The sequence below is a fragment of the Micromonospora sp. NPDC005173 genome, assembly GCF_040608515.1.
Lineage (GTDB): Bacteria > Actinomycetota > Actinomycetes > Mycobacteriales > Micromonosporaceae > Micromonospora.
On the sequence record NZ_JBEXIK010000003.1, the window covers coordinates 86738 to 100198 of the forward strand.

Here is a 13461-nt window from a genome sequence, read left to right on the forward strand (position 1 = left end):
CGGAGCACCACCGCACCCCACCCCCGAGGGACAGGAGTACCCCCATGCGCCTGATCCGACCGCTGACCGCCGCCCTGGCCGTGTTCGGCCTGGGCCTGGTCGGCCCGCTGCCGGCCATGGCCGGCCCACCGCACACCGCTCCACCACCGGCCGGCGGCCACGGCGGGCCGGGCCGACCCGGTCACGCCCCGGCCGCCACCGGCGCTGAGGACCAGGGTGCGCCGGCCTTCTTCAACAGTGGGCTCGCGCCGACGCCGTACCAGGGCTGGAACACCTACTTCGGTCTCGGTGGGGATCCCACCGAGGCCGAGGTCCGGTCGGTCACCGATTTCATGGTCAGCAGCGGCCTGCGGGACGCCGGCTACACGTACGTCTGGATCGACGGCAACTGGGCCGCGCCCACCCCGCGTGACGAGGCCGGCCGGCTGGTCGCCGACCCGGCCCGGTTCCCCGGCGGGATGGCCGGGCTGGCCGCGTACATCCACAGCAAAGGGATGAAGGCTGGCATCTACACCGACGCCGGGCCGTACCTGCCGGGGCAGTGTGGGCTGGGCAGCAACGGCCACTACCGGGCCGACGTGGCCCAGTTCGCCGGCTGGGGCTTCGACGCTCTCAAGGCCGACTGGCTCTGCGGCCGGGCCGCGGGCCTGGACCCGGAGACCACCTTCCGCGAGCTCGCCGAGGCGGTACGCCAGTCGCCCCGGCCGATGCTGCTCAACATCTGCAACCCGGTCAGCTCCGACTGGGGCGGCGGGCCGTACACCCCGGAACAGCTCTCCACCTGGAGCTACACCTACGCGCCCACCATCGCCGACTCCTGGCGGACCTACACCGACGTGGGGCTCACCGATCCGACCCCGCAGTGGGCCTTCCCCTGGGTGCTGCGCAACATGGACGTCAACGCGTACCACCCGGCGGCCACCGGGCCGGGGCACTACAACGACCCGGACTACCTGCTGCCGATGCGCCCGCTGCCCGGCGGCGGGTACGAGCTGAGCCTGGAGGAGTCCAAGACGCAGCTCGGCATGTGGTCCATCATGGCCGCCCCGCTGGTGATCGGCTCCGACCCGCGCGGCCTGCCCACCGAGATGATCTCGGCGCTGACCAACCCGGAGATCATCGCGGTGAACCAGGACCCCCTGGTCCGGCAGGGCATCAAGGTCGCCGACACCGGGGTCGACGCGCAGGTCTGGAGCAAGGTGCTCACCGGCTCGGGCCGGCGGGCGGTCGCCCTGCTCAACCGGCACGACACCGCGCAGACGATCACGGTGAACTTCGCCGATGTCGCGCTCGGCGGGTCGGTCACGATCCGCGACCTGTGGTCCCGTGCCACCGTCGACGCCGCGCTGGGCACCGCCGGCATTCAGCCGTTCACCGGCTCGTACACCGTCGAGGTCCCGGCGCACGGGGTGGCCATGCTCGGCCTGACCGGCACCGACCAGGTCGCCGGCGCCAGCCTCGGCGGCACCGCCAGCGCCAGCCCGGCGCTGGTCCGGGTGGACGACACGCACGCCACCGCCTTCGTTCGCAACGGGCAGGGCGCGCTGGCGGTGAACACCCGCTCCGGCGCGACGTGGGGCACCGGCTGGACGTCACTCGGCGGCCCGGTCGGTGGCCGGATCCTCGGCCAGCCGGCGGCGTACGCCTCACCGGGTGGCCGGCTCGACGTCTTCGTCCGGGGCACCGACAACGCTGCCTGGCAGCGGAGTTACGTCGCCGGGAAGTGGGGGCCGTGGCGCAGCCTCGGTGGCACGCTGACCGACGGACCCACGGTGGCCTGGACCAGCCCGACCGAGTGGACGCTCGTCGTCCGCGGCGCCGACGGCAAGCTCTGGTCGCGGACCCCGAGCACCGGCTGGACCGGGATCGGCGCGCCCGAGGACCGGCCGTTCTACGGGCGGCCGAGTGCGGTCGTCGATGACGCCGGCGTGCTGCACGTGGCGGTCCGCAGCCGGACCGACGAGGTGTGGTGGCGCAGCCGGACCGGCACCACCTGGTCGGCCTGGACCAGCGTGGGCGGCACCACCAGCGGCAGCCCGACCCTGCTCGCGACCGCCGGCCGGGTCTACCTGTTCGCGTTGGCCGCCGACAACCGGCTCTGGCAGCGCAACCTGGTCGACGGGGCGTGGGGCGGCTGGTTCCGCCGTGGCGAGTTCGCCACCGACGCCTTCCGGGGCGCACCGGGTGCCGCCGCCGGCGCCAACGGCAGCGCCTGGCTGGCGGTACGCGGCGTGGACGACCGGGTGCACCAGCTCGTCCTCTGATCCACGGTGGCGGGGCGCCGGCCGGCGGCCCGCCACCCGCACCCGTTCCGGTGGTGCTGCGGTGATCACCGCAACGGAAGGGGCGGGCACCCCAGGCTGGGTGGATGGCAACGCGGCGGGGACGACGGTGAAGGCACTCGTGTGGCAGGGCGCCAACGAACTGGCGGTGACCCAGGTGCCGGACCCGCAGCTGCGCAACGAGCAGGACGTCATCATCAGGGTGCGCAAGACGGTGACCTGCGGCTCCGACCTGCACCTGCTGGGCGGCCACATCCCGTTCCTGAGTCGCGGTGACGTCCTCGGCCACGAGTTCCTGGGTGAGGTGGTCGAGGTCGGTCCGCAGGTGCGCCGGCACACCGTGGGCGACCGGGTGGTGGTCTGCTCGTTCGTCTCGTGCGGTCGCTGCTGGTACTGCCAGCAGCAGCAGTTCTCGTTGTGCGACAACGGCACCACCGACCCGGTGATCGCCGAGAGCGACTGGGGTTTCGCACCCGCCGGCTGCTACGGCTACTCGCAGGCCCTCGGCGGCTTCGCCGGCAGTCACGCGGAGTACATCCGGGTCCCGTACGCCGACCAGGGTGCGTTCACTGTTCCGGACGGGGTGAGCGATGAGCGTGCGCTGTTCGCCTCCGACGCTGCTCCGACCGGGTGGATGGGCGCCGACCTGGGCGGTGTACGGGCCGGTGACGTGGTGGCGGTGTGGGGTGCCGGCGGGGTGGGCCAGATGGCGGCGCGGGCAGCGGTCCTGCTGGGCGCGGAGCGGGTGGTCGTGATCGACTGTCTCGACAACCGGCTACGGATGGCGGAGACGAGCCTGGGTGTGGAGACCCTCAACTATCAGACCCACGACGTGGGCGGTGAGCTGCTGGAACGCAGCGGCGGGCGCGGGCCGGACGTGTGCATCGAGGCGGTCGGGATGGAGTCGCACGGCACCGGCCAGCAATTCTGGTACGACCAGATCAAGCAGCAGTTGCGGCTGGAATCGGAGCCGCCGGTCGCCGCCCGCGACGCGATCCACCATTGCCGCAAGGGCGGCAACGTGTTCCTGCTCGGCGTCTACGCCGGCCCGGTGGACAGGTTCCCGCTCGGCGCGGTGCTGAGCAAGGGCCTCACGCTGCGCGGCGCGCGGCAGCACGGCCACCGCTACATTCCGATGTTGCTCGAACGGATGGCGCGCGGTGAACTCGTCACCGAGCACCTGGCGACTCACACCATGCCGCTCGACCAGGCTCCGCAGGGCTACGACATGTTCAAGAACAAGACCGACGGCTGCGTACGGGCCGTCTTCGAGCCCGCTGGATGACGCCCGTCGTCATCCGCGCCGGATGAAGCCGGGCCCGGCGGCGATGTCGATCTCACCCTCGCCAACGTCGTGTCCGGCGTCGCAGCGCAGCACGGCCCGGACCGGCTGGCCGCAGTCATGGTGGGTGGCGAGCACGGAGGGGCCGGCGTCGTCGGCGGCCCAGGTGTCGCCCCAGTTGCGCAGCGCGGTGATGACGGGCAACAGCTCACGACCCTTGCGGGTGAGCTGGTACTCGTGGCGGGTGCGCTGCCCCGGCTCCCGGTAGGGGATCCGTTCGAGCACGCCGGCGGTGACCAGCTCCTTGAGTCGGGCCGCCATGGCGGGCTCGCCGATCCCGGCTCGGCGGACGAAGTCGTCGAATCGGCGCGTTCCGAGCAGAGCCTCGCGCATGATCAGAATCGTCGACCTGCTGCCCACGATATCCATCGCGCGGGCGATGGAGCAGTTCGCCGCCGACCAGGAGTCGCGGTCCTCCAAGAGGTCACCCATGGTTACCAGGGTACGACCTGACTTGCGCGACGGCTAGTCAGGTGCTTCACTAGGGTCCGGCTGGCTTCGTGCTGCCATAGTCAGGTGCTGGGCCTCAGCTGCCCCGACCGCCACCATCCGCCTCTCCGCCCGCCGCCAGCGCTGGACCACCGGTGCCCGCGCGGATCGACCCCTAGGAAGCCCTGTGACCGACCAGCGCACCACGGCCCCGACCAGGCCAGCACGCCTGCGGCACGCGAGCGTCCCCGGGCCGGACGCCACCGCGCGGCCATCCCTTCGCGGCTCCCGCGCGGTCACCCTGATCGCCATGTGCCTGGGCGCGATGATCACGTTCCTCCAGATCACCGCGACCGTCTCCGCCCTGACCACCATCCAGCGGGACCTGCGCGTCGACCCGACCACCCTGATCTGGATTCCCAGCGCCTACACCCTGGTGGTGGCGAGCCTGGTGCTGTCCGCCGCCACGCTGGGCAACCGATACGGACGCAGGCGCATGTTCAGCGCCGGCGTCATTGCCATGATCGCCGGCGGCGCCGTCGTGGCCGGCGCTCCCACCGTGGCCTGGGTGATCGCCGGGCAGCTGCTCGCGGGTCTCGGCGGGGCCCTGATCCTGCCGAACAGCCTGGCGATCCTCGGCGCGACCTTCACCGACCCGCACCGGCGCACCGAGGTCATCACCGCCTGGTCGGCCGCCTCCGGCATCGGCCTCGCGGTAGGTCCGCTCATCGCGGGCGCCCTGCTGCGCCACCACCAGTGGCACAGCGTCTACGTGTCGACGATCGTGCTGGGCGTGGTCACCCTCGTCGTGGCCGCCATCGGAGTGGCCGAGTCTCGGCCGAGCGCTGGCCGACTCGACGTGCCCGGTCTGCTCCTCGGCACCCTCGCCATCGCCGCCGCCGTCTACGCCATGATCCAGGGCGGTCGGGACGGCTACACCAGCCCGGTGGTGGCCACGACCTGGATCGTCTCGGCCGCCGCGCTGGTCAGTTTCGTGCTGGTCGAGTTGCGCACCAATGCGCCGATGCTCGATGTGCGGCTGTTCCAGTCCGCGTCGTTCAGCGCCGTCATGGTCGTCGCCGCGGTGTCGCTGTTCGGCTTCACCGGCGTGGCGATCCTGCTCGTTCTGTTCCACGAACGCGCTCAGGCGCTCAGCCCGCTGGACACGGGCTGGCGGATGCTGGTGCTCTTCGGTGTCTACGCGGTCGTGGCCTTCAGCGCCGGGCGGATGATCCGCCGTACCGGGTTCAAGGCACCCCTCACCGCCGGTCTCGTCCTCGGTGCCCTGGCCAGCTTCGGGCTGGCCGCCCAGGGCCCGGCCACCCCGTTCGGCCACCGTTGGCCGCTGCTCGCGCTGTTCGGCGCCGCCAGCGCCCTGGTGGTGGCCCCGGCGACCGCGGCGGCGCTGGCCAGCGTCGCGCCCGCCCAGGCGGGCATGGCCTCCGGCGCGGTCAATGCCGCCCGCCAGGTCGGCTCGGTGCTCGGCTCGTCCCTGCTGGGCACGTTGCTCACCACCACGATGTTGGCCGACCTGCCCGACCGGCTCGCCGCCCACCAGGTCGGCGAGCCCACCCGGACCGCCGTGCAGTCGGCGGTGGTCGCCGGCGCCACCGGCGACCAGGCGATGCCCGACCCGGTCCGGTCAGCGCTCGCCGAGGCCCTGACCGCCGGCGTGCAGGCCGGGCTACGGGTCAACGGCATCGTCTTCCTGGCCACCGCCGTGCTCGCGCTCGCCCTCGTCCGGAACCGGCCGCACCAGCACTGACGCCAGCGGTCGCCAATGGCGGTCAGCCCGTGGTCACGGCCGCGGTGATCTCGACCTCCAGCACCGCGCCGTCGAGGAAGAGCCGGTTCACCTCGACAGTGGTGCTGGCGGGCCTGGTCTCCACGAAGTACCGGTTGCGGACGGTCGCGTAGCCGGCCAGGTCGCCGAGGTCGGTCAGGAAGGTCCGGACGTGCAGCACGTCGGCGAAGGTGGCGCCGTGCGCCGCGAGTAGCGCACCGATCAACTCGAAGATCCGCTCGGACTGCGCCTGCACGTCCCCGGGCGCGACCACCGCGCCGGCGTCGTCGACCCCGACCTGACCGGAGAGCATCAGCAGCGCGCCCCCGGGCAGGTCGAGGCGGGCGACGTGCGCGAACCGGTCGCCGAACGGCGCGGCGACGGTCGTCGGATTGTCCAGGGTCACGTTCATCTTTTCTCCTTCGGTGCGGCAGCCTCAGTGAGGCGGGCGATGTCGTCCTGCTGATGGGGCGCGGCCGCCAACGCCGACGCGGCGGCGCGCAGAACGGGCACCGGCGCGTCGCCCAGCACGTCGAGGGCGAGCCGGGCGTCCTTGGCGGCTAGAGCGGCGGCGAACGCGGCGTCCGTGGCGGTCGCCCGGGCGACCGCACCGCCGAGCGGCCCGGTGCCGAGCGCCTCGACCGCCGTACGTCGGTCGAGACCGACGGCGTCCGCGACGGCGAGCGCGTCCGCGACCGCGGTGACCGCGGTGACCAGTGCGGTGTTGAGCACCAGCTTCAGGGCGGCGCCGCGGCCGGAGCCACCGCAGCGGCGGACCGTGCCCAACGTCTCCAGCAGTGGGGCGACCCGCTCGACGGCCGCTTCCTCGCCGCCGGCCAACACCACGAGCCGGCCCGTCTCGGCAGCGCCGGCACTGCCGGCGACCGGCGCGTCCACGAGGGGCACTCCTGCCGGCAGTAGCGCGGCCAGCTCCGCCACGGCCTGGGGACCGATGGTGGACATCTCGACCACGGGGGTGCCCGGGCGCAGCGCCAACGCCGCGCCGGAGTCGACCAACGTGTGCCGGACGGCGACCGCGTCGGTGAGCATGGTGATCACCATGTCGGCGTTCCGGACCGCCTCGGCAGGGCTCCCGGCGGCTCGCGCCCCGGCCTCGACGAGCGGCGCCGTCCTGCCGGACGTACGGTTCCAGACGGTGAGCCGCTGGCCCGTGGCCAGCAGCCGGCGGCCGATCGCGGTGCCCATCGTGCCGGTGCCCAGCAGGGCGATCTCGTTCATGTCGCCAACGCTAGGTGGCGGGAAGCCATGCCACCAACGACTGTTACGCATCGCTGCCATGCTGGGAGAACATGGCAGGATGCAGCTGAACGCGCTCCAGGTCTTCCGTGCCGTCGCCGAGCACGGCTCCATCACGGCTGCGGCCCGCAGCCTGCGCTACACCCAGTCGGCGGTGTCCCGACAGATCGCCGCGCTGGAAGCCGAGACCGGGTCGCCGTTGCTGGACCGGCTGCCGCGCGGTGTCGCCCTGACCGAGCAGGGCCGTTGCCTGCTCGGCCACACCGAGGCCGTGCTCGACCGGCTGGACACCGCCCGGCGGGACCTGGCGGCGCTGCGCGACCTGTCCGCCGGCCGGTTGCGGGTCGGCGCGTTCCCCACAGCGGTCGCCGCGCTCGTGCCGCGCGCTCTGGCCAGCTTCAAGTCCGACCATCCCGAGGTGGCCCTGTCGCTGGTCGAAGGGCTCACGCCGGGGCTGCTGGAGCGCCTGGTCGACGGTGACGCCGACGTCGCCGTGGTGAGCGCCGCGGCCGACCAGCCGCTCGACGGCGACCACTTCGACCTGCACCACCTCGTCGACGAGGCGCTGCTGGTGGCCGTTCCCCGGACGCATCGGCTCGCCCACCGGCGGACCATCCGCCTGCGCGACCTGGCCGATGAGTCGTTCATCGCCGGCTCGGCGACCGCTGAGGAGACCCTGTTGCGAGCCACCCTGCCGGCGGGTTTCCGGCCGCGGATCGACATCGTCGCGGCGGAGTGGACCGGCAAGCTGGGCTGCGTCGCGGCCGGCCTGGGCGTCGCGTTGGTGCCGGCCCTGGCCGTACGCGCCGCTCCGCCCGACCTGACCCTGCTCCGCCTGCACCCCGACGACGCCTCCGTCCGGCGGGTCTTCGCCGCCACCGTCGCCGGTCGGAGCCGACCTCCGGCGGTGCGGCGGTTCCTTACCCATCTGGACCGGGCGGCAGGGCTGGGCTGAGCCTGGCGAATCTGGCGGTACCGGGAACGCGGCGCGCCGGTCTGCGCGCCGGCCTCAACCGACTGGCCTGGCGACCGCTGACCGGTCAGGGTTGGTGCTGGTCGGGGACCGCTCGGGTCGGGATGTGCTCGTAGCGCTTGCGCATGGCCTCGCTCGCGGCGGGGCCGGCGGCGAAGACGAAGTCGCTGTCGTCGAGCGCACGTCCGCTGCTCCGGTCGACGATGATCGGGTCGGCCTCCACGCCGGTGTGCCGGTCGACCAGGATCATGCTGCGCTCGCTCGGGTCGAGGCGGGAGTTTCCCCAGGCGGCGAGGGCGACGACGACGGGGCGCAGGCTGCGCCCGAGGTCGGTGAGGACGTACTCGTAGCGGTCCGGCCTGGTCTGGTAGCGGCGACGTTCGAGCAGCCCCTGGCTGGTGAGCGTCTTGAGCCGGCTGGTCAGGATGCTGGACGAGACACCCAGATTGGCCTGGAACTGATCAAAGCGGGTGTAGCCGTCGAAAGCATCATGCAAGATCAGGAGCGTCCACCACTCGCCCACGTAGCCCAGTGCGCTGGACAGAGGGCATTCGCGGTCCTCCAGCCGGATCTTCCCTGCCACGAAGTTGCCCTCTCCCGAGTCGGTGCTAGTCTCGAAGTCAGTCGGTTCTGTTTCAGAAGCAACTATACGGCGTCTCGGAGACGTCCACGTCATGCTGCCTGGAGGGGTACCGATGTCGATCATTCCCTCGGAAAGGACACCGACCATGACCACCAGCCACACCGCGCCGGCCGTCATCCGCCGCTACTTCGAGCTCGCCGGCCAGCCGGACCACGATGACTACTTCGCCCTCTTCGCCGACGACGCCGTCGTCGAGGACGAGTCGACCGAGTACCGCGGCATCGAGGCCATCCGCCGGTGGCGCCGCGAGGTGCCGCTGGTGACGTACGAGATCACCGACGTCGAGGACACCCCCGCCGGCACCATCGTGACCGCGACGATCACCGGCGACTTCCCCGGCAGCCCGTTCGCCGGGCTCCGGTACCGCTTCAGCGACTACGACGACAGCTCCATCCGGGTCCTGCGGATCGCACCCTGACGAGCGCTTGACGGCCACCTCGACGCAGATCGCCGCCGGCTGTCCGCTCACCGAGGTGTCCGCCGGACTCTTCGCGGAGACCCGCAACCGGGCGGGCAAGGTGGTGCTGGAGCCCTGACCAGGCTGCCGCCGCCCGATCCCGGCCAGCGGCCAGCGGTGCAGGTGCGGCCCAACACCGTCCGGGGGCGTACGGTGAACATGTCGACCGGGACCTCCGGTGGCGCCAGATGCCGTCGCCACCAGCCCATCAGCGGCGTTTCCCATCGTCATCCCTCAGCTCCGCGACGTGCTGGTCGTGTTGTTTCCTCGCCGACCAACTCCCGGCTGTCGGATTCACCAGGCACGGCACGTTCGGTTCGCTGCGATGGCCGGTGGTGGGATCCGACCCGCGCGTTCACGCGCCGTCCGTGAGCATGATCGTTCCGGACGGCACTATCAGGGAGCACCAGATGAGGATCGCCCGAAGCAAGATCGTCAACGCCCTTCGCGACCGGGGTCAGCAGGCCAGGGCCGACTGGGTAGAGCGCGAGCTGCCGGAGCAGGTCGATCCGGCCAAGCATTCCGGGCTGCTCGCCACCCTGCACCTCGATCCTGCTGAGCTCGCCGACGCCCCGTCCACGTGAGGGTGGCGTCGCGCGCGCTGCTCGCCCGTCTCGCTACCTCAGCGCGTCCGGATCTCGAGCATCGGCGAGTGGGATTTTGCACCCGCAGTGCACTTGTCTCCGTTTCGAGGGCTGTCTAGCGTCAGGCCATGGCTGACTCGTGGACATTCGCCGTGGCCCGTGACGACCTCGGCCGGAGCACGCTCGTCGAGGGCGCGACGCCGGCTCTGTCCGACGGCGAGGTGCTGTTACGCGTGGACCGCGTCGGCCTCACCGCCAACAATGTGACCTACGCGGTGCTCGGTGACTCGATGCGTTACTGGCAGTTCTTCCCGCCCGACCCCCGCGGGCTCGGGCGGGAGTGGGGGCTGCCGCCGTTGTGGGGCTTCGCCGAGGTGATCGCGTCGCGGGTTCCGGAGGTCGCGGCGGGGCTGCGGGTCTACGGCTACCTCCCGCCAGCCGGTCACCTGGTGGTGCGGCCGGACCGAGTGGACGAGTCCGGGTTCCGCGACGCGAGCGCGCACCGGGCCGGGCTGCCCTCGCCGTACAACGTCTACCGGTCGACCTCCGGCGACCCGGCGTACCGGCCGGACCAGGAGGACCTGCTGATCCTGTTCCGGCCGCTGTTCTTCACCTCTTTCATGCTGGCCGATCAGGTCGTCGACAACGACTTCTACGGTGCGGCGTCGCTGGTGCTGTCATCGGCGTCCAGTAAGACCGCCTATGCCGCCGCGTTCGAACTGCACGGCCGTGGCCCCCGTCTGGTCGGGCTCACCTCACCCGGCAACCTCGCCTTCACGCGGTCACTCGGCTGCTACGACGAGGTCGTTTCCTACCACGACATCGGCGTCCTGGACGCGGTCCCGACCGTCTATCTCGACCTGTCCGGCGCGTCCTCGACCCGAGCCGCTCTGCGCGGGCACCTCGGCGATCAGCTCGTCCGGGACATCGCGGTCGGGCTCACCAACCAGACGCCGAACGCCGACGCCGCCGAGGAGGTGTTCTTCGCACCGGTTCAGATGCGCAAGCGCAGCCTGGACTGGGGCCGCGAAGGGCTCGACCAACGGTTCACCGAGGCCTGGCGACGGTTCACCGGCGTGGTGAGCGGGTGGCTCGACGTCCAGGTCGGTACGGGACCCGAGGCCCTGCAGCACGCGTGGCTCGAGGTCCTCACGGGTCGCACGCCGCCGCGCGTGGGCCACGTCGTCCAGTTCTGAACGGTTGATGGCCGACGCGTGCCGGCGGCGGTAGCCGGTTACGGGATGATCGCGTCGACGTAGCCGCCGTCGACCCGGACGGCGGCGCCGGTCGTCGCGGAGGCGAGGGGAGAGGCGAGGTAGGTGACCATGTTGGCGATCTCCTCGGGCTCGATCAGCCGCTGAAGCAGGGACTGCGGCCGGTGCAGCCGCATGAACTCCCGCTGCGCCTCATCCCATGGCAGGCTGTCGCCCACGAGTTCGGAGACGAAGTCCTCGACGCCGCCGGTGTGCGTCGGCCCGGCGAGCACCGAGTTGACGGTCACGCCGGTGCCGGCGGCAGCCTTCGCGAACCCGCGCGAGACGCCGAGCAGGGCCGTCTTGGAGACGCCGTAGTGGATCATTTCGGCCGGGATCACGACCGCCGAGTCGCTGGCGATGTACTGCACCCGCCCCCAGCCGCGTTCCATCATCGCGGGCAGGTAGGCGCGGGTCAGCCGGACGCCGGCCAGCACGTTCACCTCGAAGTAGCGACGCCACTCGTCATCGGAGATCTCCAGCGCCGGAGTGGGGCCGAAGATGCCGAGGTTGTTGATCAGAATGTCGACGGTCGGCAGCAGGCCGAGCGCCCGCGCCGTGCCCTCGTCGCTGGACACGTCGGCATCGACCTCGATCACGTCGGCGCCGGGAACCTCGCTGCGCAACGCCACCGCTGCCCGCTGCACGCCAGCGGCGGTACGGCCGTTGACCGCCACCCGGGCCCCGGCGCGGGCGAGCCCGGTGGCGATGGCGGCACCGATTCCCTGGGTCGAACCGGTGACCAGCGCGGTCATTCCGGCCAGATCGATGTGGACGGTCATGGTTGTCCTGTTCGTTCGCACGTCCCGGCCGCCCCGAGTCGGGGGACCGCTTCCGGCAACCTTGACCGTAACGGTGCCGGTGGTCAGAAGGCGCTGTCGTCGGAGAGGTGGCGGCGCAGAGTGGCCAACGATCGGGCGACCAGCCGGGAGATGTGCATCTGTGAGACGCCGACCCGATCGGCGATCTGCGCCTGGGTCAGGTTGCCGTGAAAGCGCAGATTCAGGATCTCGCGCTCTCGTTCCGGCAGCCTGACGAGGGCGGGGCCGAGAGCGACGCGGATCTCGACACGGTCCATCTCGTGGTCGTCGGCGCCGAGGGTGTCCCCGAGCTCCCGGTTGCCGTCAGCGCCGACCGGGGTGGACAGTGAAGTGGCCTGGTAGGCGCGGGCACCTTCCAGTCCTTCCAGCACGGTCTCCTCGGACAGTTCGAGGTAGGTCGCGATGTCGGCCACGGTCGGCGAGCGGCCCAACGTCTGGGTCAGGGTGCTGTTCGCCGCGCTGATCGACAGGCGCAGTTCCTGCAGACGGCGGGGCACCCGCACGGCCCAGGTGCGGTCGCGGAAGTACCGCTTGATCTCGCCGATGATGGTGGGGATCGCGTACCCGGTGAAGTCGATGCCCCGGGTGGAGTCGAAGTGGTCGACCGCCTTGATGAGACCGAGCGCGGCGGTCTGGGCCAGGTCCTCGTCGGCTGCGCCGCGTCCGGAGTAGCGGCGCGCCAGGTGGCGGGCGAGCGGCAACCACGCCTCGATGGTGCGGTCCCGCAGCGCCGGGCGGCGGGGGTCGTCGGCTTGCATCGCGGCCATCGCGACCAGCAGTTCATCCCCGCTGTGGACCTTGCTCCGTTGGCTGACGTGCGTGCTGGTCGCCGGTTCGAAGGTAGTGACCATGGGATGGTCCTTCCCGCATGTGCCCGTCGATCGGGTCGACCGGAAGATCTCCGAACCGGCTGCCGCCGGAGCGCACGGACGGGCGGGGTGCGCTGTCGCAAGGCCACGAGCACGGGCCTCGCCACCGCGTCATGTCGTTCCACTTGATGGGTGGAACGCTACCCGAAAGAGCGATGTATTACTAGCCGAAAGGGGGATGCCCGCAAGTCGCGAGGTGCGCGTGGTGCGAGCGGGCGTCCTCTTCGGCGGCGGGAGTCCGCCGGATCAATCGCGCTGATCCGGGTTGTCGGCGTCCTGCGCACCCGGCCGACTCGCCTTTACCGCGAAGGGATCGCGGAGTCGCCGCATGGCCTCCTCGCTGCCGTCGAAGGTCACGCCCGGGCCGTCGAGCCCGTCGGCGGTCGCGGTGGCGAGAAACAACGCCGGTCGATCACTGTTGTTCGAAGTCATGCAAGGGTCCTGTCTTCAGCAGAGGGGTGCATCCGGCCGTCGGCAGTTCCTGCCGCACAACCTCGCGATAAACCCGGCGCTCACTCTGGCGCCAGAGCACGGTGTCTCGATCGCGGGCGAGCGCCCGGCGACACCTACACACGCACCATACCCGGCGTCGCCGTCGACCATGCGCCGCCATCGGGGGCCATCCACATCCGCCCTGACTCGCACCCGGGCGGTAGGTGGCCGACAGTTGTCTCTGGAGAATTCCGTAATCCGACCCGCCGCCACGGGTCTCCGATCAAGAGGGTGTCCGCGCGCACAGCGCTAGCGCCCCGACGATGAGCGCAGAAG

Annotated in this window: 14 protein-coding genes; 7 read left to right on the top strand and 7 right to left on the bottom strand. The window is 71.5% G+C overall.

The window, feature by feature from the left end:
- Nucleotides 1–44 precede the first annotated feature (44 nt).
- Both ABZV00_RS05625 and ABZV00_RS05630 read left to right on the top strand, forming a co-directional pair.
- The gene (locus ABZV00_RS05625) at nt 45–2264 is read left to right on the top strand and encodes a glycoside hydrolase family 27 protein (protein ID WP_355602161.1); all 2220 of its coding nucleotides are present in this window, start codon (nt 45–47) and stop codon (nt 2262–2264) included.
- A 127-nt stretch (nt 2265–2391) separates the two neighbouring features.
- On the top strand, nt 2392–3567 hold the full coding sequence (locus ABZV00_RS05630) for a zinc-dependent alcohol dehydrogenase (RefSeq protein WP_355602578.1): 1176 nt from the start codon (nt 2392–2394) through the stop codon (nt 3565–3567).
- Between the two features lie 9 nt (nt 3568–3576).
- Here the strand turns inward: ABZV00_RS05630 and ABZV00_RS05635 are convergent, their stop codons facing one another.
- Complete coding sequence (locus tag ABZV00_RS05635) at nt 3577–4056, bottom strand: helix-turn-helix domain-containing protein (protein ID WP_355602163.1); 480 nt, start codon at nt 4054–4056, stop codon at nt 3577–3579.
- A 184-nt stretch (nt 4057–4240) separates the two neighbouring features.
- On the opposite strand from ABZV00_RS05635, the gene ABZV00_RS05640 reads away from it, so the two are divergent.
- Nucleotides 4241–5818 (top strand): MFS transporter, encoded by a 1578-nt coding sequence (locus ABZV00_RS05640; RefSeq protein WP_355602165.1) that lies wholly within the window; start codon nt 4241–4243, stop codon nt 5816–5818.
- Nucleotides 5819–5840: 22 nt separating this feature from the next.
- On the opposite strand, the gene ABZV00_RS05645 is transcribed toward ABZV00_RS05640, so the two are convergent.
- Nucleotides 5841–6248 carry a RidA family protein gene (locus ABZV00_RS05645; protein ID WP_355602167.1) on the bottom strand — a complete coding sequence of 136 codons (408 nt, stop codon included), beginning with the start codon at nt 6246–6248 and terminating at the stop codon, nt 5841–5843.
- Entirely contained in the window at nt 6245–7075 is an 831-nt protein-coding gene (locus ABZV00_RS05650; protein ID WP_355602169.1) for an NAD(P)-dependent oxidoreductase, read from the bottom strand. Before ABZV00_RS05650 ends, ABZV00_RS05645 begins: the two co-directional genes overlap by 4 nt.
- A 79-nt stretch (nt 7076–7154) precedes the next feature.
- On the opposite strand from ABZV00_RS05650, the gene ABZV00_RS05655 reads away from it, so the two are divergent.
- Nucleotides 7155–8048 carry a LysR substrate-binding domain-containing protein gene (locus tag ABZV00_RS05655; protein WP_328423058.1) on the top strand — a complete coding sequence of 298 codons (894 nt, stop codon included), beginning with the start codon at nt 7155–7157 and terminating at the stop codon, nt 8046–8048.
- 85 nt (nt 8049–8133) lie between these two features.
- On the opposite strand, the gene ABZV00_RS05660 is transcribed toward ABZV00_RS05655, so the two are convergent.
- Entirely contained in the window at nt 8134–8649 is a 516-nt protein-coding gene (locus ABZV00_RS05660; protein WP_355602171.1) for a helix-turn-helix domain-containing protein, read from the bottom strand.
- A 145-nt stretch (nt 8650–8794) separates the two neighbouring features.
- Here ABZV00_RS05660 and ABZV00_RS05665 point away from each other — a divergent pair, with 145 nt between their 5' ends.
- From ABZV00_RS05665 to ABZV00_RS05675, 3 genes are all read left to right on the top strand, one after another.
- Nucleotides 8795–9127: a nuclear transport factor 2 family protein gene (locus tag ABZV00_RS05665; protein WP_355602173.1), complete on the top strand. Its 333-nt coding sequence runs from the start codon at nt 8795–8797 to the stop codon at nt 9125–9127.
- Between the two features lie 449 nt (nt 9128–9576).
- The gene (locus ABZV00_RS05670) at nt 9577–9750 is read left to right on the top strand and encodes a hypothetical protein (RefSeq protein WP_355602175.1); all 174 of its coding nucleotides are present in this window, start codon (nt 9577–9579) and stop codon (nt 9748–9750) included.
- A 128-nt stretch (nt 9751–9878) separates the two neighbouring features.
- A complete protein-coding gene (locus ABZV00_RS05675) occupies nt 9879–10946 on the top strand; it encodes a DUF2855 family protein (protein WP_355602177.1) in 1068 nt (355 codons plus the stop codon).
- A 38-nt stretch (nt 10947–10984) separates the two neighbouring features.
- Here the strand turns inward: ABZV00_RS05675 and ABZV00_RS05680 are convergent, their stop codons facing one another.
- The 3 genes from ABZV00_RS05680 to ABZV00_RS05690 form a co-directional block, all read right to left on the bottom strand.
- Nucleotides 10985–11785: an SDR family oxidoreductase gene (locus ABZV00_RS05680; RefSeq protein WP_355602179.1), complete on the bottom strand. Its 801-nt coding sequence runs from the start codon at nt 11783–11785 to the stop codon at nt 10985–10987.
- Nucleotides 11786–11868: 83 nt separating this feature from the next.
- On the bottom strand, nt 11869–12591 hold the full coding sequence (locus tag ABZV00_RS05685; protein WP_355602580.1) for a SigB/SigF/SigG family RNA polymerase sigma factor: 723 nt from the start codon (nt 12589–12591) through the stop codon (nt 11869–11871).
- 348 nt (nt 12592–12939) lie between these two features.
- Nucleotides 12940–13125 (bottom strand): hypothetical protein, encoded by a 186-nt coding sequence (locus ABZV00_RS05690; RefSeq protein ID WP_355602181.1) that lies wholly within the window; start codon nt 13123–13125, stop codon nt 12940–12942.
- Nucleotides 13126–13461 lie beyond the last annotated feature (336 nt).